23 protein-coding genes and 1 tRNA gene are annotated in these 24,153 nt (G+C 49.4%); 19 read left to right on the top strand and 5 right to left on the bottom strand.

From position 1 onward, the window contains the following. Nucleotides 1-32: 32 nt before the first annotated feature. On the top strand, nt 33-1,508 hold the full coding sequence (locus tag ACFSX3_RS19335) for a glycosyl hydrolase (protein ID WP_209988223.1): 1,476 nt from the start codon (nt 33-35) through the stop codon (nt 1,506-1,508). A 16-nt stretch (nt 1,509-1,524) separates the two neighbouring features. Here the strand turns inward: ACFSX3_RS19335 and ACFSX3_RS19330 are convergent, their stop codons facing one another. Next, nucleotides 1,525-2,016 (bottom strand): PH domain-containing protein, encoded by a 492-nt coding sequence (locus ACFSX3_RS19330; RefSeq protein WP_209988226.1) that lies wholly within the window; start codon nt 2,014-2,016, stop codon nt 1,525-1,527. A gap of 202 nt (nt 2,017-2,218) precedes the next feature. Here ACFSX3_RS19330 and ACFSX3_RS19325 point away from each other — a divergent pair, with 202 nt between their 5' ends. Together ACFSX3_RS19325 and ACFSX3_RS19320 are read left to right on the top strand one after the other, a co-directional pair. Further along, entirely contained in the window at nt 2,219-2,821 is a 603-nt protein-coding gene (locus ACFSX3_RS19325; RefSeq protein ID WP_209988228.1) for a hypothetical protein, read from the top strand. 261 nt (nt 2,822-3,082) lie between these two features. Continuing rightward, a complete protein-coding gene (locus tag ACFSX3_RS19320; RefSeq protein WP_209988230.1) occupies nt 3,083-3,418 on the top strand; it encodes a YolD-like family protein in 336 nt (111 codons plus the stop codon). 31 nt (nt 3,419-3,449) lie between these two features. On the opposite strand, the gene ACFSX3_RS19315 is transcribed toward ACFSX3_RS19320, so the two are convergent. Then, nucleotides 3,450-3,617, bottom strand: coding sequence for a hypothetical protein (locus tag ACFSX3_RS19315; RefSeq protein ID WP_209988232.1), 168 nt, complete (start codon nt 3,615-3,617; stop codon nt 3,450-3,452). 180 nt (nt 3,618-3,797) lie between these two features. Here ACFSX3_RS19315 and ACFSX3_RS19310 point away from each other — a divergent pair, with 180 nt between their 5' ends. The 4 genes from ACFSX3_RS19310 to ACFSX3_RS19295 all read left to right on the top strand — a co-directional run bounded on the left by ACFSX3_RS19310 (nt 3,798) and on the right by ACFSX3_RS19295 (nt 5,692). After that, nucleotides 3,798-4,484, top strand: a complete 687-nt coding sequence (locus tag ACFSX3_RS19310) for a M15 family metallopeptidase (protein ID WP_209988233.1) — start codon at nt 3,798-3,800, stop codon at nt 4,482-4,484. Nucleotides 4,485-4,559: 75 nt separating this feature from the next. Then, entirely contained in the window at nt 4,560-5,024 is a 465-nt protein-coding gene (locus ACFSX3_RS19305; protein ID WP_379255675.1) for a WGxxGxxG family protein, read from the top strand. A 143-nt stretch (nt 5,025-5,167) separates the two neighbouring features. Next, nucleotides 5,168-5,253, top strand: a tRNA-Leu gene (locus tag ACFSX3_RS19300). Between the two features lie 253 nt (nt 5,254-5,506). Beyond that, nucleotides 5,507-5,692, top strand: coding sequence for a helix-turn-helix domain-containing protein (locus ACFSX3_RS19295; protein ID WP_209988235.1), 186 nt, complete (start codon nt 5,507-5,509; stop codon nt 5,690-5,692). Between the two features lie 162 nt (nt 5,693-5,854). On the opposite strand, the gene ACFSX3_RS19290 is transcribed toward ACFSX3_RS19295, so the two are convergent. Together ACFSX3_RS19290 and ACFSX3_RS19285 are read right to left on the bottom strand one after the other, a co-directional pair. Continuing rightward, nucleotides 5,855-6,259 carry an AraC family transcriptional regulator gene (locus ACFSX3_RS19290; protein WP_209988238.1) on the bottom strand — a complete coding sequence of 135 codons (405 nt, stop codon included), beginning with the start codon at nt 6,257-6,259 and terminating at the stop codon, nt 5,855-5,857. A 54-nt stretch (nt 6,260-6,313) separates the two neighbouring features. Further along, nucleotides 6,314-6,523 (bottom strand): YuzF family protein, encoded by a 210-nt coding sequence (locus ACFSX3_RS19285; RefSeq protein WP_379255679.1) that lies wholly within the window; start codon nt 6,521-6,523, stop codon nt 6,314-6,316. Between the two features lie 409 nt (nt 6,524-6,932). Here ACFSX3_RS19285 and ACFSX3_RS19280 point away from each other — a divergent pair, with 409 nt between their 5' ends. Continuing rightward, complete coding sequence (locus tag ACFSX3_RS19280; protein WP_209988241.1) at nt 6,933-8,285, top strand: sodium-dependent transporter; 1,353 nt, start codon at nt 6,933-6,935, stop codon at nt 8,283-8,285. Between the two features lie 135 nt (nt 8,286-8,420). Here the strand turns inward: ACFSX3_RS19280 and ACFSX3_RS19275 are convergent, their stop codons facing one another. Beyond that, entirely contained in the window at nt 8,421-9,458 is a 1,038-nt protein-coding gene (locus ACFSX3_RS19275; protein WP_209988244.1) for a LacI family DNA-binding transcriptional regulator, read from the bottom strand. A gap of 435 nt (nt 9,459-9,893) precedes the next feature. Here ACFSX3_RS19275 and ACFSX3_RS19270 point away from each other — a divergent pair, with 435 nt between their 5' ends. From ACFSX3_RS19270 to ACFSX3_RS19220, 11 genes are all read left to right on the top strand, one after another. Further along, nucleotides 9,894-10,883, top strand: a complete 990-nt coding sequence (locus tag ACFSX3_RS19270; RefSeq protein ID WP_209988247.1) for an ABC transporter permease — start codon at nt 9,894-9,896, stop codon at nt 10,881-10,883. Nucleotides 10,884-10,897: 14 nt separating this feature from the next. Beyond that, nucleotides 10,898-11,782, top strand: a complete 885-nt coding sequence (locus ACFSX3_RS19265; protein WP_173128009.1) for a carbohydrate ABC transporter permease — start codon at nt 10,898-10,900, stop codon at nt 11,780-11,782. A gap of 48 nt (nt 11,783-11,830) precedes the next feature. Continuing rightward, nucleotides 11,831-13,420 carry an ABC transporter substrate-binding protein gene (locus tag ACFSX3_RS19260; protein WP_209988250.1) on the top strand — a complete coding sequence of 530 codons (1,590 nt, stop codon included), beginning with the start codon at nt 11,831-11,833 and terminating at the stop codon, nt 13,418-13,420. A gap of 93 nt (nt 13,421-13,513) precedes the next feature. After that, nucleotides 13,514-15,064 (top strand): glycoside hydrolase family 32 protein, encoded by a 1,551-nt coding sequence (locus ACFSX3_RS19255; protein ID WP_209988253.1) that lies wholly within the window; start codon nt 13,514-13,516, stop codon nt 15,062-15,064. Next, the gene (locus ACFSX3_RS19250; protein WP_209988540.1) at nt 15,045-15,947 is read left to right on the top strand and encodes an ROK family protein; all 903 of its coding nucleotides are present in this window, start codon (nt 15,045-15,047) and stop codon (nt 15,945-15,947) included. Before ACFSX3_RS19255 ends, ACFSX3_RS19250 begins: the two co-directional genes overlap by 20 nt. Before the next feature lie 152 nt (nt 15,948-16,099). After that, the gene (locus ACFSX3_RS19245) at nt 16,100-17,560 is read left to right on the top strand and encodes a glycoside hydrolase domain-containing protein (RefSeq protein WP_209988255.1); all 1,461 of its coding nucleotides are present in this window, start codon (nt 16,100-16,102) and stop codon (nt 17,558-17,560) included. A gap of 15 nt (nt 17,561-17,575) precedes the next feature. Next, entirely contained in the window at nt 17,576-18,925 is a 1,350-nt protein-coding gene (locus ACFSX3_RS19240) for an ABC transporter substrate-binding protein (RefSeq protein ID WP_209988259.1), read from the top strand. Between the two features lie 85 nt (nt 18,926-19,010). Then, nucleotides 19,011-19,892 carry a carbohydrate ABC transporter permease gene (locus ACFSX3_RS19235; protein WP_209988543.1) on the top strand — a complete coding sequence of 294 codons (882 nt, stop codon included), beginning with the start codon at nt 19,011-19,013 and terminating at the stop codon, nt 19,890-19,892. After that, a complete protein-coding gene (locus ACFSX3_RS19230) occupies nt 19,892-20,728 on the top strand; it encodes a carbohydrate ABC transporter permease (RefSeq protein WP_341026216.1) in 837 nt (278 codons plus the stop codon). The genes ACFSX3_RS19235 and ACFSX3_RS19230 overlap by 1 nt, the downstream gene beginning before the upstream one ends. A gap of 72 nt (nt 20,729-20,800) precedes the next feature. Beyond that, nucleotides 20,801-22,552: a cache domain-containing sensor histidine kinase gene (locus ACFSX3_RS19225; RefSeq protein ID WP_209988262.1), complete on the top strand. Its 1,752-nt coding sequence runs from the start codon at nt 20,801-20,803 to the stop codon at nt 22,550-22,552. 15 nt (nt 22,553-22,567) lie between these two features. After that, nucleotides 22,568-24,136: a response regulator transcription factor gene (locus ACFSX3_RS19220; RefSeq protein WP_209988265.1), complete on the top strand. Its 1,569-nt coding sequence runs from the start codon at nt 22,568-22,570 to the stop codon at nt 24,134-24,136. The last annotated feature ends 17 nt before the right edge of the window (nt 24,137-24,153 follow it).

Genomic DNA, 24,153 nt, shown 5'->3' with positions numbered 1-24,153 from the left:
GTACAAACACAAGGAAAAGGATGGTGGAAAATGTGGAACAGCGTAACCTCAGGGACCTGCTGGATTCGGCCTCACGGCTGATTGGTGATGTGCAGTGGCAAGCGGCTTTTCGCAAAATACAGATGTCTCCCGCTGACGCGGAGCTGGGGGCGCCCGCACGGAAGCTGCTGGAGACGCTGTACTGGCTGCAGGGCCAGGGAATGATCAGCGGTCAGCATGATTACCTGGAGAGCCCGGATGATATCAACAACAAGCTGAAGAATACGGCTGGAAGCTATGCCGGACTACACGGTTATGAGATGGGGCCGATCGGCAATCAGACGGAGAAGCTCATCAGCAGTCAGCGGCAGGGAGTAACGGACAGTGCGATCCGCTGGCACAAGGCCGGGGGCATCGTAGCGATGACCTATCATGCTAACCTGCCGGGAACGGCTCCGGCTTGGACGAATGTCTCCATGAGCCTCAGCGAAGCTAATTTCAGCAAGTACATCACACCGGGAACGCCAGAGTATACGGCAATGATTGCCGAGCTGGATAAGGTAGCTGTTTTCCTGAAAAAGCTCAATGACGCCGGTGTCCCCGTACTCTGGAGACCGTACCATGAGATGAACGGCGGCTGGTTCTGGTGGGGGCAGAAGTCCGCCTTCGTGACCCTCTGGGAGATCATGTTCGAGCGGTACACCGTCTATCATAAGCTGCACAATCTGCTGTGGGTATGGAGTCCGAATGCCAAGAACCAGTGGAGTCAGGAGCCGGCGAAGTATTATCCGGGCAGCGGCCGAGTGGATGTGCTGGCGGCGGATATTTTCGAGGGGGATTACAAGGGGGGCCATCATGATACGCTCTGGGACCTGGGGCGCGGCAAGCTGATCGCCATCGGCGAGAACGGGGAGCTTCCTCCGCCAGCTGTGCTGGCAGGCACGCAGAACAAATGGAGCTACCAGATGACCTGGGGCAAGATGCTGTACGAGCGCAATAAGGATGCAGTGATTCAGGCTTTTATGAGGAATAGTGCCGTATTCTCCAGAGATGATTATGCGGCCAAGGCTGCAGCGTATGCTTCTTCAGGAGGGGTACTCCCCAAGCCGGGCCTCTATGGACAGTACTATAACAATATTACGCTTAGCGGTACGCCTGCCCTCACCCGGACAGATGCCAATATTAACTTCGCCTGGAGGCAGGCGGCGCCTGATCCGGCTGTTCACGCAGATCTGTTCTCCGTACGCTGGAGCGGCAAAATAAGTGCTGCCTACAGCGAGACCTACACCATCTATTCGTATTCAGATGACGGAATCCGGGTATGGATCGACGGGAAGCTGATTATTGACAGCTGGATCAAGCAGAGCGGGCAGGAGCGGCAAGGCACAGTGAGTCTGATTGCCGGGAAGCTGCATGAGCTGAAGGTGGAGTACTATGAGAACCAGGGGGATGCGCGGGCGGTACTGATGTGGGAGAGCCCCAGCCAGGCCAAAGGCGTAATTCCGGCAGGAGCCCTATTTCTTCCCTAACAAGTGCAACGAAGCGTCAGATCTGCTCGCGGTAGCTGATGTTGTTGGCGATTTTCTCGTCACGCACGGCTTGGCGCAGGATATCCTTGACAGACTGAACCTTACGGATTCTATAGAAGGGGAGCTGTGGAGATGAAGCATCATCCGACAAAATGATCAGCGTCCCGATGCCCAGCATACGCTGCAACACCGACTGGGTGACGGAGAAATCATTGACCCGCAGCAGCTCGATTTCTTCGACATCCTTGCCGATCAGTCCGCTCTTCACCATAATCCGCTGGGACGTAATCGTATACTTGGTGGTATTCAGCCCGATCAGCCCCTTGAGACGGTCGGAGATGCCGGCAGGCTTGCCCTGCCATAATTCTTTTTCGGGACCGGAGCTATGGCCAGCCGCCGGACGCCGTGCTGCTGCCGGAGAACCGGCCTCTTCTGTACCTGCCCCGCATTCCCCGCAGAATTTGGCACCTTGCTTGTATTCCGCACCACATGCTGTGCAATAAGTCATAAGTAGATCTTCCTCTCCTTGAACGGATAAATTCATTATAGTATAACAGGAATTGCCAGTCATCAACGGGTTCTTGACCGCCCTTTCCCCCTGTGAATACGCTTAACCGCTGACATATGTTTCATTACGCCGAATTTTACATTAATTTCATTTGCACTTAACAAAAATCGATATTATTCTGTTAAGTGGAGGGATATTAACTATGAGACAAGCTTTACTTGCAGGACTGCTAGTGGCCGTCATGATACTCAGTGCTTGCGGCAATAACAGTGCTGAACCGGCGTCCCCGGAAGAGGTACAGGAGACGGTGCAGAACTTTTACAATGAAATGTCGAAATTCGACGAAATGGGCAAATCCTCGCTAGAGAACTTCAACACCACGCTAACCTCTTATTCCACCGGACAAGCGACAGACAAAGAATTCCAGAAGGCTGTGGACAGCTTCCAGGATACCGCATCTCAGCTTGCAGAGCATGTGAGCGATATCAAGATTGCGGGTGGCCTGCCGGATACGATCCAGAAGCTGCTCAGAGATTCGGTGATCGCATTCCAGAGTGCCTATCAGATCAAGGAGAAGGCTTCCAAGAGCGCAGTATCGCCCGATGTGACCGCCGAGGAATTCGACGCGATGAATCAGCAGGCGGACGTAGCGATGCTCTACGGCATCTCCAAGCTGAATGAAGCCCGAGAAGCCGCCGGACTGATTGATCCGGAGCAAGCCGTGACAGGCACCGTGTCAGATGCAGGCACAGATGTCAAGCAGGAACCGGGTACTGGAAGCGCAGGGACTACGTCAGTGAAATAAGCAGTGACAAGACTTGCTATAGGCAAAAGGATTCAGATGAAGACGCTGTACAGCATTACTGTAGGCGTCTTTTTGCTGACGATTGAATTATTTGTCCAACCTTTATTTAATCAGCTTAAGCCCTCCTATGCGTCCTTAGACTGACATTAATTTCTGCTTGCCTAACAAGAGAGATCGCGGATATAATACAAACATACGTTCGGTACATAGGCAGCAAGATGATGCAGTCGGGGTATACACACACGGAGTGGGGGAATTGCAATGGGCAAAAAGCTTGAAGAGGGCGGTCTGCGGGAGAGCAGCCGAATCATGTTGACGGAGCATAAGGGCGGGATCAGTAGGGACGAACGGGAGACCTGGCATAGCCTGAAGCCGGTTCTGGACGAGCAGAAGCTGGAGGAGATTGAGCATACGCTGGCCTTATCGCTAAGGAGTCATGTGCGGGTAACGCTAGTGCTGTATGATCCTCTGGAGCAGAGGAAGCTGAGCGGGTTCGTGACCTCCATTCACACCCACTCGCGTGAGATTAAGCTGCAGTGGGCGGAGGAATGGAAGTGGCTGCTTGTAGATGACATTGTGGAGGCTTATATTGTCTGAGGGATGAAGGCTCTGCCTGTAAGCAGCGTCCTTAGTTACTCCCGTTCCTGGACGGGTCCGTCTTCTCATAGGCAATCAGCGTCACTTCCGGGTTCCCGGTCATTCGGGCAATTTGCGATTCCGCCTGACGGATCACCTCCACGACATCCTCCTGGTCGCTAAGCGGGGCTATTCTGTAGCTGTCGCTGTGTATCTCCATGTTCAATCCCCCTTTCCGTTAGAATGACCTGACTTGCGGTCTGCATTCTTATTCTGGCCTGTAGGCGCACAGTTCATCCGGGGAGATAAGGTGCTACACAGCTTCATTTTGTGAAAAAAATGGTCATCGGCGTAAGCCGCCCTGCCAAAGCGGGCATATACTATACCAGGGGGTGAGTAGATGCTTACTTTGGAGCAGGTCAAGCTGAAGTCGGGCGTAAGGCTGGCGAAGCTGCATCCGGCCGTACTGACCGGGGCGAACGAGCTGATTAGACGGAGCTATAACCGGGGGGTGCAGATCCTCATTACGCAGGGCATGCGCACGATAGCGCAGCAGAATGAGCTATATGCTCAAGGGAGAACCAAGAAGGGCGACATTGTAACGAACGCCCGGGGAGGGGACAGCTACCATAATTACGGACTGGCAATAGACTTTGCGCTACTCCTGCCGGATGGCAGGAATGTGTCTTGGGATATGACCCGTGACGGGGATGGCGACAAGGTGGCAGACTGGCAAGAGGTGGTGCAGGAGGGGAAGAAGCTGGGGTTCGAATGGGGAGGGGACTGGACCTCCTTCAAGGATTACGCTCATCTGCAGATGAGCTTCGGCCTTAGCATCCAGGACCTGAAGGCAGGCAGACGGCCTACTGCCCAGCAGAGTGCAGCCGCACTAAGCCGTATAACCGGAGGTGAGCCAGAGGTGAACAAGGATATCCCGGTAAATATTACGCTCAATGGAAAGAAGCTGACGACCGGCGTCATGGACGATGCGGTAACCTATGCGCCTGTACGTGCGATTGCGGAAGCACTTGGAGCCAAGGTCACGTATAATGCGTCCAGCAAGACCGTAAACATTGTGAAGGAATAACTTCTCTGCATAGATGCTGTCCCGGATGGGGAAATTATCAGCGATTAACCACATCCATGAAGGGGGCACAACATTTTGAACAAGCTGATTACAAGCCTTGCCTGCGGTACGGTCCTGTCCATGAGTCTGCTCGGAGCAGGTAGCATCTCCGCAGCAGCAGCGCCCGGCGGTATGACTACTACGACTCCGGGCGTCATGAGCACCACCGCTCCGGGCATGAACAACACCACCACTGACGGACGGATGGGCAACATGGGCAATATGGATGACCGCATGATGGACCGGGGCAACACCATGATGAATCAGACCAGAGATTCCATGCATAAGACCGAATCCATCATGAAGGACAAAATCCGTACCGGAGACAACAGCTCTGTCTCCCCGCTGTCCAACGACATGCCTACCGGCAGATATCGGGCGCAGAGTACGACCACCACAGACAATAACGATAACCGCTCCAACTGGGGCTGGCTCGGTCTCGTCGGTCTCCTGGGTCTGGCTGGCATGCGCAGCAGAACCGGTGAGCGCGACCGCCACTAGGATTTGGCCGTGGACAACAGCCCGTATCAGCTTTGGCTGACCGGGCTATTTTTTTGAGGACAGGGAAAACAGGAAATATTTATTGCGTATCCACCTAATACATGTTATTATATTTCTTGTCGCGTTAGAACGCGCAATAACATGCCGGGGTGGCGGAACAGGCAGACGCACAGGACTTAAAATCCTGCGGTAGGTGACTACCGTACGGGTTCGACCCCCGTCCTCGGCATCCATATTAATAGTAAAAGGCGCATTCTGCTGAATGCGTCTTTTCTATACATATAGGTTATTTCGGAGTACATGATAGAAACAGTGGACAGGATAAAAACAGGAAAATGTAAAGCTAAGATAGAATTAAGCATTAGAGGAACTCCGCAGCTCATTGAAGAGATAGAGCGCATCCTTGAAGCCTAGCAGTTCACGGTACATCACTTCAAGCCGGATACGAATTAAGGGATCGGTTAAAGCCTCTAAGAATCCTAATGGCCAAACACCGGATCGACGACATCACCGAGCTGATGGAGAAATCAGGCCTGAGCCGGAATTCGATTAACAAACTGTATCGGGAGACGGACTTGGAGACCATTAAGCTGGAGACGCTGGTTAGGTTATGTGATACGTTTCAGTGTAAACTGTCGGAGTTGGTTGAGTATCTGCCTGGGGAGTAGGAGTAATTCTTCATATGTAATTACATGATTCCTGAACCTACAATAATCCATTTGTGCAGGTCTTACATAAAAAAAGCAAAGAAACAAAATGATATTAGCAGCGACAAATATCGACCGATTTTTCTATGGATTTTTTTCAATTGATGGTTATTATTAGGTGAATTAATCTGGTACAGGTCGATATACGCCAACATTCATAGCGCGTCTGGATGAACCCTTGGAGTTCGCCTTAAGTGCATCATCGTTTACCAACTCTAAAATATGGCCGGGAGTAAATTCAATTTTACAGGTTAAGTTGGGAACTTCGGGGGTTGCTCCCAGAACTTCGGCAATGATTGGTAAATCCATAGAGGCTACAAGGTAGTGCGGCGGACCATACCTGAAGCGCTCCTTACCAATGACTATGTCCTTGAGACCTTGAACGACGATGCATAGTGAAGGGTTGTTAAGTTTGTAGGGAGGTTCAGTCTCAGTAGAATGGTAAGGAATGGAACAACGGGAAAAGCTGAGGGGCGAAATTAATGTAGAGCGAGGACCATCAAAACCCCCGTCAACCTTTTGCCGCATCGACAACTGCTTTATGCAAAAAAAGAGCTACTGTCGTAGCTCTCTCACAAAAATCTATTCTGGCATAATCCAGACAATCTCGCAGATTCGTACGAAAAACTTCCGGCCCCTGGTATCCAATACAACGTGATCTGGCTTAACTTCCACTAAGCAGCCGCTAATCCCTCCGCGAGTGGTTTCGAGCACTAGCTGTTTACCTTTTACAGACATTAAGGTTTCGACTACGTAGGGATCAATAGGATAGACCATGATTGCTTGCGGCATTTGTTAATGCCCACATAAAGAACTGGGCGGATGCCCATGCAATAACGAATTCCCTAATCATTATTAAATAAAAAATGGAAGCAAGTACAAAGCTGTAATGGCACCAAAGGGTATAGGTCTTGGATAAAAGCGGCGGCGCGGGTAGAAACCCGGATAGTATCCGAATTGTCTGTAGGTTGTTGCGTTAGCAGGCATTCCGTTCATCTGGCCCATGATTTCATTTGTGGGAATGGCAAGTGTGACGTAATTCTGATCGATATGAGCAACAAACCCGTCGTGAGACTGACCATCGCTTGTAGCACCCGACAGCTTTATTTAGCACCCTGACAATTGTTAATAAAATTTTCATATGACTCTTAGGGATACTTGAATTATAATGATGTCTAAAAAAGAAAACGGGGAGTTAGGGATGAATCAATTTAAAGGTGAAAAAAGCCTGGTTTCGGAGAAAAAGGAGCGTTTTTCTTCCAGCGGTTTTATTTTAGCGGCCATCGGCAGCTCAGTAGGGCTAGGGAATATGTGGAAGTTCCCTTATATTACAGGGGAAAACGGGGGAGCGGCATTCTTCCTGCTCTTCATTATCTGCTTGATGCTGATCGGTTTGCCGGTGCTGCTGGCCGAAATGGCTATCGGACGCAGCGGGCGCGGAAGCGCAGCGACTTCGTTCATACGGGCCGGAGGCGGGAAAGGCTGGAAGGCTGCCGGAATTCTGCAAGTGATAGCGCCGTTTCTAATCCTTTCTTTTTATATTATTGTTGCAGGCTGGACGCTGAACTACGCGGTAATTGCCTTCAATGGGCAACTGTTCAGCACAAGTGATTATGCAGGAGAATTCAGTTCATTTATCACAGGATACATGCCGATTGTCTGGCAGGGCACAGCGATGTTGGTCACGGCAGGCGTAGTCATCCTTGGGGTATCGGGCGGGATTGAGAAATTCAATAAAGTCCTGATTCCCGGCCTGGTCGTTCTCCTGATTGTGCTCATGATCCGCGCGGTAACCTTGCCGGGTGCAGGCGAAGGGGTATCCTTTTTCCTCAAGCCGGACTTCTCGGTGCTGACGGCCGAGTCCGCACTTGTTGCCTTGGGACATGCTTTCTTCTCGCTGTCGCTCGGGATGGGGATTCTGCTGACTTACGGTTCTTATGTGGGTGAAAAACAGTCGCTGGGTAGCGCTGCTCTTGCGATTGGGGCTGGAGATTTGCTCTATGCATTTATCGCCGGACTGATTATTTTCCCGACGACGTTCTCGTTTGGCATTGCCCCTGATCAAGGACCTTCACTGATTTTTGTCGCGCTCCCTGCAGCGTTCTCGGCTATGCCATTCGGCTCCTTCTTCGGGGGTCTGTTCTTCATCCTGCTGGCAATTGCCGCCTTGACTTCGGCCGTTTCCCTGCTTGAAGTGCCTGTATCCTTCGCTATGGAGCGCTGGAACTGGAGCCGTCAACGTGCGGTCTGGATCTTGTCCCTGATCTGTTTCCTGTTTGGTATTCCTTCAGCGATGTCGCTGGGAATGTTCCCTGAGCTTACGTTCGGCGGCAAAGCCCTGTTCGACTGGATAGATTTCATCACCTCCAACATTATGCTGCCGCTTGGCGGACTGTTGGTTACCATTTTTTCCGGATATTTCTGGAAAGGGGCAGCAGAAGCGGCTGGCCTGCAGGCACGTTGGTTCCGTGTCTGGTTGTTCATGCTCCGGTATGTTGCGCCGATTCTGGTGTTCCTGGTGCTACTCCATACTTCGGGCATTCTGACCTTCTAAAGTATGCTGCATGAAATAAAAACAAGGAACCCTTTCAGCATAGCGTTTGCTGAAAGGGTTCCTTGTTTTAAGCTTCACGACACGCGCAACACTCATCTTCTGCCAACGCGCAAGTCCACGCCATTGTTCTACTGCCTACTCCTCGTGACCCGTCGATTGACGGAAAACCGGCAGCGTCTTAACATGCGTAACCAGTGGAGGTCTGCCGGGGTTTTCGATTTTGGACAGAAGCATCTCGGCGGCAAGGAAGCCCATTTCGGACCGGTGGATATGGACGGTGGTCAAGTGGGGTTCGACGATTCGCGACTCCGGGGAATTATCGAATCCGCAGACCTTAACCTCACCAGGAATTTGAATATTCAGGTCCTTTAAGATACGAATGGCATTAATCGCGATGTAGTCATTGGCGCATACGAACGCGGGTGGAAGATTAGTCATGCTTGCTAGTCGCTGCTTAAGCCAGTTATAGTCAGCGATATACCGGTCGTCTTCGAGAATGCAGAAGGATTCATCAAGATCAATCCTGGCGGTATACATGGCTTTGGTGAACCCGTCCCAACGTTCGTTGAAGCTCATGCAATGGCGGGAGTCGCCGATGAACCCGATCTCGGTAATTCCTTCATCAATGAGCTTTTTCGTTAGACTGAAAGTACTGTGGATGTTCTCCATCAGCAGCAGATCTGCCTTCATCTCTGAAAACGTCAGTTCTGCTGAAGCGTCAATGAATAATGTCGGGATCCCGAATGACGTAATAAACTCCGAGTAGCTCTTGTCGAACAATTCGATACAGACAATGCCATCTACTTTACTTTTGTCGAAATTGACAGGAAGAGCCGACGAATCAAGTTCATTCTCCCGAACGATATGTATCGACAAATTGAAGCCTTCGGAGCTGATTTTTTGTTCGAGGCCGCTTAGCAGTGACGTGCCAAAATGTGAATTGTTCGGCATATTTGCAGTAAGCAGGGCGATATTGCCGGTTTTTTTGGCTGGAGTGCCTTCTTGTTCGAACAAGGCGAACTGCTTGTAATTCATATCAATAGCTTTCCTAATCACTTTGCTGCGTGTCTCATCCGGTATAGAGGGATTATTATTTAATGCTTTGGATACAGTATTCCTAGAAAGTCCAAGCGAATCGGCTATATCTTGAATGGTTACTTTTTCTTTGTTCAAAGATAATGGCTCCTTTAGCAGAAGTGATGCGTTCTCAACCAAAATAATCGTAGTATAAAATAATGTAATTGTCAACTTAATTGTTACAAATGAACAAATGGATAAAAAGTAAAAAGAAAGATTAATGTGGTTTACATTTTGTTCAAAAGTAAACAAATGCACAAGCGAAATGGACGGTGTGCATTCACCGGATTACGGACTTTTCATAATAAAAAACTGATATTTCGTTGTTTAAAGCAGAAAAAGCAATGAATTTTACGTTAATAAAATAAAATGGTGTTTTGTTGTGTGCATATGTTTACTTTTTTATTCATAAAAAGTCTTGACGAAGTAATCGTGATGTTGTAAATTGAATTTGCTAAGCCGTTGACAGTGACTTATGGAAGCACTTACTTTCTCGCGAGAAGTATCCAAAATCACATTTATGTTTTGCAAATGAGTATTGAGGGGGAGGAGAAGTTGCAACAAACTTCTGGAATTACACAAAATAAAAGACCGGAAGCCCGGAATCGCATAGGACTTATGGAGAAACTCAGGTATATCAAGAACAACTATTGGCTTTACCTTTTTGTGCTTCCCGCAGTCGTATTGACTATTATTTTTAAATATCTCCCTATGTATGGTGTTCTGATCGCTTTTAAAGACTACAGCTTTCGCAAGGGTATTTTGGGGAGTGACTGGGTTGGGTTTCATCACTTCGAACGATTCTTTAATGCACCCAATTTTGAGCAATTGTTATTCAATACACTTCAGTTGAACATTTACGGTCTTTTGCTGGGATTCCCGGTGCCGATTATTCTGGCATTAATGTTGAATCAGGTACGCAAGGCCGCGATGAAAAAGAACATTCAATTGTTCTTATATGCGCCGAACTTCATTTCTGTTGTTGTTGTTGTGGGTATGCTCTTTGTCTTATTCTCTCCGACAGGCCCGGTCAATAAATTAGTGGTGGCCTTTGGCGGGATGCCGCTCTCGTTCATGTCAGAACCGGAATATTTCCGTCCGATGTATATCCTCTCGGGCATCTGGCAGGGGGCTGGATGGTCATCCATTATCTATGTGGCTGCATTGGCTGGTGTAGATCCGGAGCTGCACAATGCGGCGACACTTGACGGTGCAAGCCTGCTTCAGCGTATCCGGCATATCGATTTACCAACGATCAGGCCGGTTATTGCGATTATGATCATTCTCGCGGCAGGCGGCATTATGGCCGGCGGCGGTGACAAAGCCATTCTGATGTGGAACGAGATGAACATGGAGAAATCGGATGTAATCAGTACTTATGTCTATCGGATCGGCTTCCAGCAGGCGAACTATTCGTTCTCCGCTGCCGTGGAATTGTTCAACACCGTCATTAACCTCATTATGCTGTTTACGGTGAATTTTATCGTGAAACGGGTTAACGATGGTGATGGAATTGTATAGGAAAGGAGATCATCATGGACAGTATTAAACCAACTAAGATGGACAAGGTCGTGCTCGGTGTTATCTTCACCCTGCTAGTTCTCCTCGTTGTAGCGATTATTGGTCCGCTGATTTATATGGTCGTGGCTTCGTTCATGGAACCGACGGCACTTCTGAATAAGGGGTTATCCTTCGATTTCTCAGATTATAGCCTTGAGGGATATAGAATGATTTTATCGGATGACAAAATCATTGGTGGATTTCTGAACGCGTTGCTATATTCCTCCGTTTTCACAGTGATAACGGTTTCTGTCTGCGTCTTTGCAGGATATCCATTGGCGCTCGACGACTTCGTCGGAAGAAAAGTGATTATGACGCTTTTCATTATCACCATGTTCTTTGGCGGGGGTCTGATCCCGACTTATCTCGTGGTGAAGAGTCTGGGCATGCTTGATACCATCTGGGCGCTCGTGATCCCGGGTGCAGTGAGCGTGTGGAACATTATTCTGGCCCGGACGTTCTTCCGGGGCTTGCCAAAGGAAATGAATGAAGCGGCTAAGATTGACGGTGCCTCGGATTTCACAATTTTCTTTAGCATCATCATACCGCTTTCCAAACCTATCGTATTTGTCCTTGCGTTATATGCCTTCGTGGGTCACTGGAACGATTTCTTTCAATCTCTGATCTACTTGGAGAATCAAGACAAATATCCGCTGCAGCTCGTACTTCGGCGTATTCTGATTCTGAACAAGGTTGATCCGAATATTGTCTCTTCTATTAAGGAACAGGCTGAGTTAGCACGATTGTCTGAATTGATGAAGTATGCAGCCATCGTAGTCTCCAGTCTACCGCTTCTTGTAATGTATCCTTTCTTCCAGAAATACTTCGAAAAAGGTGTCATGGTCGGTTCCCTCAAGTAGAGAGCCTACAGTTATTTAAATGAAGACATTTAAAAGGGGAGAATTAGTATGAAACATATTAAGAAAACAGTATCCATTATTTCTCTGACGGCTGTTATGGCAATTACGGGATGCAGCAGCGATAAAGGAAGCGACAAAGAAAAGGGGGATTCCGGTGATCAAACCCTAACCTTCATGACGCCGAACTCACCGCTTGCTCCTCAAGACCCGAATGAGAAGCTGATCTTCAAACGCCTGGAAGAAAAGACCGGCATTCATATCGACTGGAAAGTCTATGCGGAGGATGTTTATGTCGAGAAGCGGAATCTGGCTTTGGCCACAGGTGAGCTTCCGGATGCGCTTTTCAACGCCGGCCTGAGTGATTTCGATTTGTTGAAATTGGCCAATGACGGCACGATCATTCCTGTTGAGGAATACATTACGCCTGAGAAAATGCCGAACCTCAGTAAGGTGCTGGAGCAGGCACCCCAATACAAAGGTATGATGACTTCACCGGACGGGCACATCCTCGCATTCCCTTGGATCGAGGAGCTTGGTGAAGGCAAGGAGAGTATTCACTCTGTGAACAATATTCCGTGGATTAACAAGGCATGGCTGGATAAGCTTGGCCTGCAAATGCCAAAGACGACGGAAGAACTGAAACAAGTGTTGATCGCGTTCAAAACGAAGGATCCGAATGGAAATGGCAAAGCCGACGAGATTCCGGTTTCCTTTATTAATGATGACGGGGCCAACGAGGATTTAAGCTTCCTTCTCGGTTCCTTCGGAGCTGGCTTTAACGGGGATCTAACGCTGGTCGACAATGACGGCAAAGTGAACAATGCTGTATTGGCGCCGGGCTATAAGGAAGGCATGAAGTACTTCCAGGAACTGTACGCAGCGGGTCTGGTCGATCCCGAATTCATTACCCAAGACTGGAACAAATTTATAGCCAAAGCTAAAGATGACCGCTACGGTTTGTACTTCACTTGGGACAAGGCGAATGTGAGCGGCATGGACAGTCCGTTTGAACCGATGCCGGCACTGGAAGGGCCGAACGGCTGGAAGAATGTAGCCCGTGCGAACGGTATGGGATTTGACCGCGGCAGAATGGTGCTCACCGCCGATAACAAGAACATCGAAGCGACGATTAAATGGATAGACGCAATGTATGATCCGTCCCAGTCTGTACAGAACAATTGGGGAACTTATGGCGACGAAGCGCAGCAGAATATTTTTGAAATGGACGAAGCTACTAAAATGCTGAAGCACTTGCCGCTGAACGGTGCTTCACCGAACGAACTGCGTGTCAAAACGAGCGCTGGTGGACCGTTAGCTATTCTCGATTCCTATTACGGTAAGGTTACGACGATGCCGGACGATGCGGCCTATCGCATTGATATTTTGAAGAAGATCTATGTGCCGGATATGAAAGCTGAGCATATGTATCCGAGAGTATTTTTCTCCAAAGAGGAATCAGAGCGCCTGACCCAAACCGAAGCCGACCTGTGGCCTTATATTCTGAAGAAACGTACGGAATGGATGCAAGGCGCGAATGTGGACAAAGAGTGGGACGCATTCATCAAAGAGCTTGATCGTCTTGGCATGCAGGATTGGCTGAAAATCAAACAAACAGGTTACGACAGAGCGGGGAAATAGCCAGTTACATTATAATGCTTACCGTCGGAGCGTGAGTTCATGTTGCACTGGGCCATGCTCCGGCTATTATTATTCTGGAGGAGTGGGAGAAACATGAATTATACAGAAAAGTTCCGTCCGCAGTATCACTATTCGCCACAAAAGAACTGGATGAACGATCCGAACGGAATGGTATATTACGAGAATGAGTACCATCTCTTTTATCAGCACACTCCGTTCGCAAGCCAACCTGATTTCGGTAGAATGCATTGGGGGCATGCGGTAAGCACCGATTTGGTCCATTGGGAGGAGCTTGAAGCATCCTTGCCGCCAGGTGAGGACGGTGCGATTTTCTCTGGAAGCGCGGTAGTCGATACACAGAACACAAGTGGTTTTTTTGATGAGGACGGGTCAGGGCTTGTGGCGATCTATACGAATAACGACAACAAGGTGCAGCCAGGTAAGCCGCAGGTTCAAAGCATCGCCTACAGCAGAGACAAAGGACGGACTTGGACGAAATATGAAGGGAACCCGGTCTTGTTTCCGGAGACGACGCTTGATTTCCGTGATCCGAAGGTATTTTGGCATGAGGATACATCTAGTTGGATTATGACTCTGGCTGTTCAAGACCGTGTGGAGTTCTACACTTCTCCGAATTTGAAGGAATGGGCATTTGCTAGTGCATTTGGCGCTGACGTCATCGGAACACATCGCGGCGTTTATGAATGTCCGGATCTATTCTCGATTCATGTCGATGGTGATCCCAATCAGAAGAAGTGGGTGCTCATTCTAAGTGTAGGCGATTGTAATGGAGTGAACCCGAACGAGCCTGAACCACCGGCAGGCGGCTCCGGTATGATGTACTTCGTCGGCAGCTTCGATGGTAAGACATTTACACCTGACGAGCCTATTCTTTCGATTCATGATGTGAAATGGATTGATTTCGGGTCCGATTTCTATGCAGCCGTCACCTGGAGCGATATACCGGAAGGAGACGGACGTAAACTCTGGATCGGCTGGATGAACAACTGGCGGTATGCCGGGACACTTCCGACTGACAAGTGGCGGGGAAATGCATCCATTCCACGGGAGCTGAAGTTGAGAACCTATCGGGAAGGCCTTCGTCTGGTGCAAGAACCGGTAGAAGAATTGAGAAAGACCGGTTCACCGCTTATGGCTCTGGAGAATGTAACCTTGGTTCCGGGTACGAATCCGCTGGCGGACATCACCACTGATAGAGCGGAATTAATCGCGGAATTCGAAATTGGAACCGCAACGGAGTTCGGAATGAAGGTTAGAAAGTCTGCAGATGAAGAAACGGTGGTCGGGTACGATACCCTGAACATGGAGTTGTTTGTCGATCGCACGAATTCAGGCACTACGAATTTCCATCCGGACTTCGCAGCTAAGCACCAGGCACCGCTGCTGCCTGTTGATAACCGTGTACGCATGTCCATCTTCATGGATTGGTCTTCGATTGAAGTGTTCGGTGGTGAGGGTCTAGCAGTCATCTCGGACATGATTTTCCCCGCTTCCGAAAGCAACGGACTTGAGCTCTACGCGGTAGGCGGAAATGTAAAGCTGGTGTCGCTCCAGATCAATGAGCTGGGAAGCATATGGAGAGATGAGGTCAAGGAGGAAGCTCATGCGAATCGGGGCAATTGAAGCAGGCGGAACAAAGTTTGTCTGTGGTGTCGGGAATGAATTAGGGGAGATTGAAGATCGGGTTCATTTTCCGACGCGTCGACCCGAGGAGACGATGGAGAATGTCATCGCCTACTTCCGCGATAAGAGAGTCGATAGCATAGGGATCGGATCATTTGGTCCGATCGACCTCGAACACTCCAGTCCGACTTACGGTTATGTGACGACAACGCCCAAACCCGGCTGGTCCGGATATAATTTCGTGGGTACGCTAAAATCGGTCTTCGATGTTCCGGTCGGTTGGGATACGGACGTCAATGCTGCCGCGTTGGGCGAAGCCACATGGGGTGCAGCACAAGGATTGGATAGCTGCGTCTACTATACGATCGGGACTGGCGTAGGAGTCGGCGTCTATACCGAGGGTAACCTGGTACATGGACTTGTTCATCCAGAGGGTGGACATATCCTCACAAGACGGCATCCGAACGATGACTTTGCTGGCAATTGTCCCTATCATGGCGATTGTCTGGAAGGCATGGCCGCAGGCCCGGCGCTGGAAGCAAGATGGAAGGCTAAGGGTGATACACTGCCGGAAGACCACCCGGCATGGGAGATGGAGGCGTTCTACATCGCGCAGGCCATATCGAATGTCATCCTGACGTTATCCCCTAAGAAAGTCATTCTCGGCGGGGGCGTGATGAAGCAAGCCCAGTTATTCCCGATGATCCGGGCGCAGGTGGGCAGCATTCTCAATGGATACGTGAGTGCCAAGTCTATTGTATCGGATATCGAACATTATATTGTCGCCCCTAAGCTCGGCGATAATGCTGGCTTGTGTGGGGCATTAGCACTGGGAGTAAGAGCATTGGATTCACGTACAAATGTAAGGTCCAGCATTCAATAATTCAAAAGAACCTCCGGTTGCCACTTTGTGATGGCAGACGGAGGTTTTTTTAAAAGCCAAAAATATTGAACAAAGGATAAAGAACTTGGAATATAAAGCGCTTTCTTAATGTTATATACTCAAGGCACGTTAAAAGAAAGGGGTTGCAAACAGTGTCGAATTTGTTCTACAGGCCTGCAGGAGCCTGGGTGGGAGACCTCATTCCCTACTATAAAGACGGTACATTCCGTTTGTTCTATCTTCATGACTGGAGGGAGAACAAGAGTAATCATGGGGAGGGAACTTCCTGGTTCGAGCTCCGCACAAGTGATTTCGTACACTACGAAGAAATGGGCGAAATGCTGAAGCATGGAAGTGTGAGCGAGCAGGATCTTAACTGTTATACCGGCTCGATCATCGAAGCCCAGGGAGAATATCATCTGTTCTATACCGGACTCAATCCGAATCCGGAATTCGTAGAGAACGGAGTGCCGCTCCAATGCGTCATGCACGCCGTGAGCACAGATATGGAGCAGTGGCGGAAAATCCCCGAGGATACCTTCTATTCCGACGGAATTCAATATGAAAGGCATGACTGGCGCGATCCCTTTGTATTCTGGAACGAAGAGGCGGGGGAGTACTGGATGCTTCTCGCTGCCAGGAACAAAGAAGGTCCTTCCCGGCGCCGGGGAAGCATCGGACTCTGTGCTTCGAAGGATCTGAGGCAATGGGAAATCCGCGAACCGTTCTGGAATCCGAACCTGTACGTGACGCACGAATGCCCTGACTTATTTCAAATCGGGGAATGGTGGTATCTGGTTTACTCCACGTTCTCGGAACGGTTTGTCACCCATTACCGCATGAGTAAATCTTTAAGCGGACCTTGGACGGCGCCGAGAAATGATGCGTTTGACGCCAGAGCGTTCTATGCTGCGAAAACATGGAGTGACGGAAATAAGCGTTACGCCTTTGGCTGGGACCCAAGCAAGGAAAACGGGGATGATTACGGGGATTGGCAATGGGCCGGGAATCTGGTCGTGCACGAACTCGTTCAGGAACAGGATGGAACCTTAACAGTTCGTATCCCGGAGACGGTCTCCCGTCATTTTGCCAAGGAACAGGCTGCCGTGTGGGGTTCCCGGCTTGGGGAGTGGAAGGAGTCAGAGGGAGGGATAGCGGCGGCGGCGGACGAGACCTTCTCTTGCATATCTGCCGGTTCCATGCCGGAAACCTGCAAAATTTCAGCCCGGTTATCCTTCACCGAAGGAACCAGAAGCTGCGGGATTATGCTTCGGGCAAGCGAGGACAACAACGACGCCTATTATATTCGCCTTGAGCCTATTCATAACCGACTGGTGTTCGACATGTGGCCCCGCCGGATCGAGGGGGAGATGCAGTGGCATATCAAAGGAGACCACCCGCATGCGGTGGAGCTGGAGGTGCCGGTAGAATTACATGCCGATACGAATTATAATATCGAGATCGTTGTGGAGAATTCGGTGTGCGTCGTATACTTGGCCGATCAGGTCGCCATGACTACACGTTTGTATAATCTAAAAACCGGCAACTGGGGCTGTTTTGTTCAGGAAGGCCGGGCGAACTTTGAACAGGCATCCCTTTCAGTTCCCAACTAACAGGAGGTCTTATAAATGAAACGTTATGTCAAATGGCTGACTCTCTCGTTATCTCTGGTTGTCCTGGCGGCGACGGTGAGCGCATGCGGAGGCACAAATACGAATAAGGGCGCTTCAGAAACCGGATCGGCAAATCCGCAGAAGGTGGACAAGAAAACATACAAGTGGTTCGTGGCCCGCGGCGTAGACAGCCCTCCGGCTGTTACTGTAAAAGAGATTGCAGAAGAGTTCTCCCGGACGCATCCGGAATTCGAGCTGGTTCTGGAGGGCACGGGTGACCGCCCATCCTACCTGCAGAAGCTTCGGACATTGATTGCCAGCAATGAGATGCCCGCCATGTTCGATACAGATCCGGATGCCTATGCTTCCAAGCTGGTGGAGCAAGGTAAACTGGTCGATATGAAAAAGCTGCTGGAGGAGCTGGGGAAATATAAAGATTTCCGCCCGGTGGCTCTGCAATATCAGCAGTTCGCAGACGGCAGCATGTATACTTTCCCGCTGGAATATGGCATCGAGGTATTCTGGTACAACATCAAGATGTTCAAGGATCTTGGCCTGGAGCCGCCGAAGACGTTCGATGAGTTCATGGAGGTTGCCGAGAAGCTGAAGCAAAGCGGGGTTACGCCGATTGCTGTCGACGGCAAGGATAAATGGCCGGTTCTCCGGTACCTGGCGTACAAACCGTTCCGCATGACAGGCAATGATTTCATCGAGAATGTAAAGCAGGGCAAAGCATCCTTCAAGGACCCGGCCGGGATGGAAGGGATTAAGTTCGTTCATGATTTGGGCACCAAAGGGTACTTTCAGCAAGGATTCACTGCAACGGATTACACCGCAGCGCGCGATTTGTACCTGAGCGGCAAAGCCGGTATGTACTACATGGGTTCGTGGGAGACCATGAACTTCGTAAATGATAAGGTAAGTGCAGAAATGAAGGACAATATCGGATTTTTCAGGCTTCCCATGATGGAAGGTGCGACAACGGCTGAGAATGATTATTTTATTAACTCGGGCATCGGCGTTGCCTTCAACCAGGAGACCTTCGATGATACGATGAAGGAATTCGTCAAATTCCTTCTGGAACAATACCCTAAGGCCTATACGGAGAAAGGCCAATTCTCGCCTTTCAATTATTCACTTGATCAAGAGCAGGGGATGCCGGAGCTCTTCTACAAGATTCAAGATGAAATTGCGAAATCCGGCAACGTGTTTGCGGTTCCGTGGGATACGCGCCTTGATCCGGCCACGAATGAGCTGCTCGGCAACGAATTGAATGCCCTGGCTCTGGGAGCCCATACTCCGGAAGAATTTGCCGAACTAATGGATCAGGCGATTAAAGAAAACGCACCGAAATACTTCAAATAGCGATGCTGAACATGGCGGCCAGCCGCAAGCTGGTTGGCTGCTGTAAGTACAATAAAAAAACTAAAATTAGGGAATGAGCAAGCCTATGGATAAAGTCCTGCGCAACCGCAAAGCCGCTCTCGTCTTTCTGCTGCCTGCATTATTGGTGTATTTGCTCACCGTGCTGGCGCCTATCCTTTGGTCGATGTATTTCAGTTTCTTCTCCTGGGACGGAGTATCCGATATGCTCTATATCGGCTTTGACAATTACACCAAGATGTTCGGCGGAGATAAGACCTTCTGGAAGGCATTCTGCAACAATCTGATCTATGTCTCCATTATTGTAGCCATGCAGGTTTTGCTCGGTTTGCTGGTTGCCATCCTGCTGACCAGCATCACCAAAGGGAGAGAGTTGTTCAAAACCTTATTTTTTGCCCCTGCCATCATCACCTCAGTAGCGATAGCCCAGTTGTTCCAAAATGTGTACTCGTTCGAGCCGGTCGGAATCCTGAACTATTGCCTGCAGCAGATCGGTCTTGGCGACTGGAGCAAGCCTTGGCTGTCCGACCTCAATTGGGCTCTGACTGCGGTATCGGTACCCGAAGGCTGGCGTTATATCGGTCTTTATATGATTATCCTGTATAGTGCGTTAATTTCCATTCCTGCCGATATCGAGGAGGCGGCCAGAATGGATGGAGCTTCTTCGTGGAAGCTGTTTCGTTCGATCAAAATGCCGCTGATCAAGCCGGTTCTGATGGTCTCAATCATTATGGCGACTACAGGGGCGCTGAAAGGATTCGACATCCCGTATATCATGACGAACGGGGGGCCTGGCCGCGTAACCGAATTATTGCCAACCTATATGTATAAAACCGCATTCTCCAGTCTGGACTTCGGCTATGGCAGCGCGATGGCTGTATTTATCGTCATTGAAAGCCTCATTGCAGTTGCCTTTATCAGACGGATGATGGACAGTAAGGAGATCTGATGATGAAAATTTCTGGCTATTCCAAGGCGGTCCTTCTAGTTGTTTCCTTTGCGCTGCTTGTCATTCAAGTGTATCCGCTGGTCTGGGTGTTCATCTCCAGTTTTAAGGGGCCTAACGATTTCTCAGGGGATAATCCGCTCAGCCTGCCAAGCCAATACACCTTCGATAATTACTTCAATGTGTGGAGCAAAGGGAACCTGGGGACTTATTTCTCCAATAGTATCATAGTCGCCATGACGACTATCGTGCTTGTGATCCTATTCAGTGCCATGGCCGCTTTCGTGATCGAGAAGATGTCGTTTAAATGGAGTCAAAGTGTGCTGTTCTTATTTCTGTGCGGCATTATGATCCCGATTCAGGTCGTGCTCATCCCGCTGTTCATTCTTTATAACAAAATAGGAATTATCAATACGCTCGCTTCTCTTATTTTGCCCCAAGTAGGTTTTGCCCTGCCGATCTCGATTTATCTGTTCGTGAGCTTCTATAAATACATTTCGAATGAGATCATGGAGGCCGCTGTAATGGATGGCTGTGGTGTGTATCAGGTGTTCTGGCGTATGATTTTCCCACTATCCCGGAATACGATCGTCACAGTTGTCGTTATGAATCTGATATTCGTCTGGAATGAATTTATATTCGCCAATACGTTTATTCATGATCTGAAATCACGGACCATTCCAGTTGGCTTAATGGATTATATTGGACAGTACGGTTTGACGGATTGGGGAGCGACCTTTGCTGCCATCAGCATCACGACCATTCCGACGATGGTGGTCTATTTCATGTTCAACAAGAGCGTTATTTCCGGCATGACCGCAGGAGCAACGAAAGGTTGATCTCCCGCATCCCTTGGCCAGAGGGTATACTGAAAGTACCAGGCTGCAACTTTGCAGGGTCAGGGGGATCTCATGAAAATACACCGGCTGTTCCTGTCGATCAGCATCCGCAGCAAAATCATTATACTGTCCATCGCCTGTTCCTTGCTGCCGCTTGTGCTGATTGCTTCCTTAACCTTCATCTATTTAAGCAAAGTGATCGAAAACAAGATGTCCGACACCACCTCCAATCTGCTGGGCTCCATCAATTGGAATATCCAGACGTTCGTGAACGATGTGGAGGCGATCTCTAAGCTGATGTTGTCCTCCCGTGATGTTCAGAATTTCCTTGCCTATAGCAAGAATGATTTCAAGGAGATCTATGACCTTCAAAATGCGACCCGCAGCCTGATCGTCAATATTACCAACAACAAATCCTATATACGTTACGTTTACGTGGGCAGCGGGCAAAGGGAACTGATTACTACAAACCAATGGGACAAGTTAACGTACGACAATATCTATCAGGCAGTCTCACGGACGAAATGGTATCAACAGGTGGGAGGGATGGGCGGGCGGGGCTTGTGGCTGAACAGCGATGAAGTCCGGCTTGTCAAGGACACTCCGAACCTGCTGCTGTATGGTAAACAGTTAAACAACCTGGAGACGCTCGAACCGATCGGCATGTTAATCATTTCAATCGACAGGCGGGTCTTCGATGAAATGTTTCGAAATATTTCCAATGCGGAAAACGGGAATCTGATGATCCTGGAGCAAAATAAAGTCATTTATTATAACTCCCGCACTGCCGACCTGAAGCAGCTTCCTCCCAAAGAAATGGATCTGCTCTACGGCTTGCCTGAACGGGGCACCCGCATCGAGACGATGGGCGGAGAGCGGTATGTCATCACCTTCGATACTAATCCGGTAACCCAGTGGAAAGTGGTCAGTATGATCCCGTATTCTAATATCAATTCGGAAATTGTCTGGATACGTAATATTACGCTAACACTGACAATGGTGGCTTTCCTGCTGGCTGCCTACGGTTCGTATTTAATCTCGAAGCGTATCACGAAGCAATTGACTTTACTCTCCTCCGTTGCCAGAAAGGCTGCCAAACGGGAGAGGATCGAAGGAATCCTCTTTCAGGAGGAAGATGAAATCGGGAAAATAGGCAATCAGTTCTTAAGGACCTTCCGCACCAACTCTGAATTATCGGACAAATTAATAGAAGCCAGGCTGAAGGAGCGGGAAGCAGAGTTGCACGCGCTGCAAAGTCAAATCAACCCTCACTTCCTGTACAATACGCTGAATTCCATCTATCTGATGGCTGAACGAATCAGTGCCAAAAACATCTCGAAAATGGTCATGTCGCTGTCTAACATGTTTAAGTTAAGCTTGAATAATGGGGACTACATTACCACTGTCCGTAATGAGATCGACCAGGTGAAAAATTACTTGGAGATTCAAAATATCCGCTATAACGGAAAGTTCGAGGTGACCATTGAGCTTGAACCGGAAATTGAGCATATCCGTATGCTTAAGCTCCTGTTACAGCCGCTGGTGGAGAATGCGATTTTTCATGGGATCGAGCTGAAGGAGAGCCAAGGGAAAATTTACATTCGGGGACGTATCGAAGGAGAGACGCTTGTATTCGAAGTCGAGGATGACGGCGTAGGCTTTGATCCTGCGGTTACGCAGCCTAAGGGATATGCATTAAGGAATATCCAGGAGAGGATTCAATTGCATTATGGCCAGAACCACGGGCTGCGCATAGACAGCATTCCAGGCACTGGAACCAAAGTTACCGTAAGGATCGGAATCATGGATGAAGACCGGCTATGAAGGTGGGATTACATCATGTATAAACTGTTTATAGCGGATGATGAACAGCTGGTGGTGGAGACATTGTCGGCTGTGATCGACTGGAACGCGTATGGGATAGGGATCGTGGGGACGGCAACTAACGGCAAGCAAGCCCTGGAACGGATTCTTCAGTCCGATCCGGACATTGTGCTGACAGATATTCGGATGCCCGGCCTGAATGGGCTGGAGCTGATCCGTGCCTTGAAGGAGAAAGGCCGTAAGGCGGAATGTATCATCATTAGCGGGTATTCCGAGTTCGAATATGCCAAAGAAGCCATCAAGCTGGAGGCTGTGGATTATCTGATCAAGCCGGCAGAGCTGGAGGAAGTAGCCAAGACGGTCTCAAGAGCGCTCAAGCGTCTGGAACGTAAAGCGGATGCCACGGAGAATCGCCCTGAGCTTCGGAATGTGGCAACCTTGGACCGGGCGGCGTTTACAGATCTAATCGTCCATGCCAAACGCTCATCGTTCGATCAGACGCCCTACGAACGGTATAACCAGTTTGCGGTCCTCGTGATTGGAAGTACGCAGACGCTGTGGCTTGAACGAATGAAGAATAATGGCGCTACGGATGCGCTCCTCAGCTTTTTGACGAATCGCGGAATCGTTGTGGACCTGCTCTACGAGCAGCAGAAAGTCATCTTATTATGTATGGCGGCCATGGAGGTCAATGAGCCATTAACAGAAATTGTGCTGGCTGCAGCCGAAGCCTTCTCGAATGACAGCTCAGCGGACGAGATTTCATTGTCGTTTGGACTGGGGCCGGTTGTAGCTGGAATTACACAGGCAAATCTCTCTTTTGCGGCAGCCGATAAGGCATGTGAAATGGGGGTATTCTTTGGGGTTCCGGTTATGGAGGGGAGCCGCTTAGAGGAGATTACCCGCGTATCTGAGCATAGGCTGACCCAATGGTCTGACTACATCCAGTCCTTCGTGCGTTACGAACAGAAGGAGTTCGAGGAGATGCTTGAACGTTGGATGGAATGGGGGACGGGACGGCTGATGGCTCCTGTTCTGCTTAAGAAGGCAGGCATAGAGTGGGGGAACCGGATGCTCGATCTGATTGAACAGGACTATGGAATCAAGATTGAGAAAGTGATCGGCGCCCGCCCGCAGCTGATGGACAGGATACTGAACACGCCGGACTGGGCGTCTTTGCAGCAACAGTTGCAGGATTTAGCGAAGAGTGTGCAATTTTATCTGAGTGTAACCAAGACTACCATGAAGGAAAAAGTGGTTCAGGAAATCAAAGCGTACCTTGAAGCCCATTACCATGAAAATATTGGGCTGGATCAATTGGCCGAACGGTTCGGGCTCAATTCTTCCTATGTAAGCAACTTGTATTCCAAGTCGACCGGACAGACCATTCTGGAATATATCACGTTGCTGCGCATTCAGACAGCGAAAAAGATGCTAAGAGAAAGCAGCTTCAAAATCTTCAAAATATCCCAAAGTGTCGGCTATGATAACCAGCGGTATTTCTGCCAGGTATTCAAGAAGGTTGTGGGTGTAAGTCCCGGCCAGTATAGAGAAGAACATATGATGAAAAGTGATTGCTTTTGATAGAAATACCGAACATT

The sequence above is a fragment of the Paenibacillus rhizoplanae genome (assembly GCF_042684125.1).
GTDB lineage: Bacteria > Bacillota > Bacilli > Paenibacillales > Paenibacillaceae > Paenibacillus_AQ > Paenibacillus_AQ rhizoplanae.
Note: the sequence above shows the minus strand (reverse complement) of the source record. Positions and strands in the feature narration are given on the sequence as shown.

Excerpts from the sequence above, each read along its gene's own strand:
- ACFSX3_RS19225 (WP_209988262.1), top strand. The coding sequence starts at position 20,801 with ATGAAAATACACCGGCTGTTCCTGTCGATCAGCATCCGCAGCAAAATC.
- ACFSX3_RS19260 (WP_209988250.1), top strand. The coding sequence starts at position 11,831 with ATGAAACATATTAAGAAAACAGTATCCATTATTTCTCTGACGGCTGTT.
- ACFSX3_RS19270 (WP_209988247.1), top strand. The coding sequence starts at position 9,894 with ATGAGTATTGAGGGGGAGGAGAAGTTGCAACAAACTTCTGGAATTACA.
- ACFSX3_RS19235 (WP_209988543.1), top strand. The coding sequence starts at position 19,011 with ATGGATAAAGTCCTGCGCAACCGCAAAGCCGCTCTCGTCTTTCTGCTG.
- ACFSX3_RS19315 (WP_209988232.1), bottom strand. The coding sequence starts at position 3,617 with ATGGAGATACACAGCGACAGCTACAGAATAGCCCCGCTTAGCGACCAG.
- ACFSX3_RS19320 (WP_209988230.1), top strand. The coding sequence starts at position 3,083 with ATGGGCAAAAAGCTTGAAGAGGGCGGTCTGCGGGAGAGCAGCCGAATC.
- ACFSX3_RS19250 (WP_209988540.1), top strand. The coding sequence starts at position 15,045 with ATGCGAATCGGGGCAATTGAAGCAGGCGGAACAAAGTTTGTCTGTGGT.
- ACFSX3_RS19310 (WP_209988233.1), top strand. The coding sequence starts at position 3,798 with ATGCTTACTTTGGAGCAGGTCAAGCTGAAGTCGGGCGTAAGGCTGGCG.
- ACFSX3_RS19330 (WP_209988226.1), bottom strand. The coding sequence starts at position 2,016 with ATGACTTATTGCACAGCATGTGGTGCGGAATACAAGCAAGGTGCCAAA.
- ACFSX3_RS19220 (WP_209988265.1), top strand. The coding sequence starts at position 22,568 with ATGTATAAACTGTTTATAGCGGATGATGAACAGCTGGTGGTGGAGACA.
- ACFSX3_RS19255 (WP_209988253.1), top strand. The coding sequence starts at position 13,514 with ATGAATTATACAGAAAAGTTCCGTCCGCAGTATCACTATTCGCCACAA.
- ACFSX3_RS19230 (WP_341026216.1), top strand. The coding sequence starts at position 19,892 with ATGATGAAAATTTCTGGCTATTCCAAGGCGGTCCTTCTAGTTGTTTCC.
- ACFSX3_RS19285 (WP_379255679.1), bottom strand. The coding sequence starts at position 6,523 with ATGCCGCAAGCAATCATGGTCTATCCTATTGATCCCTACGTAGTCGAA.
- ACFSX3_RS19240 (WP_209988259.1), top strand. The coding sequence starts at position 17,576 with ATGAAACGTTATGTCAAATGGCTGACTCTCTCGTTATCTCTGGTTGTC.
- ACFSX3_RS19325 (WP_209988228.1), top strand. The coding sequence starts at position 2,219 with ATGAGACAAGCTTTACTTGCAGGACTGCTAGTGGCCGTCATGATACTC.
- ACFSX3_RS19280 (WP_209988241.1), top strand. The coding sequence starts at position 6,933 with ATGAATCAATTTAAAGGTGAAAAAAGCCTGGTTTCGGAGAAAAAGGAG.
- ACFSX3_RS19295 (WP_209988235.1), top strand. The coding sequence starts at position 5,507 with ATGGCCAAACACCGGATCGACGACATCACCGAGCTGATGGAGAAATCA.
- ACFSX3_RS19290 (WP_209988238.1), bottom strand. The coding sequence starts at position 6,259 with ATGCGGCAAAAGGTTGACGGGGGTTTTGATGGTCCTCGCTCTACATTA.
- ACFSX3_RS19265 (WP_173128009.1), top strand. The coding sequence starts at position 10,898 with ATGGACAGTATTAAACCAACTAAGATGGACAAGGTCGTGCTCGGTGTT.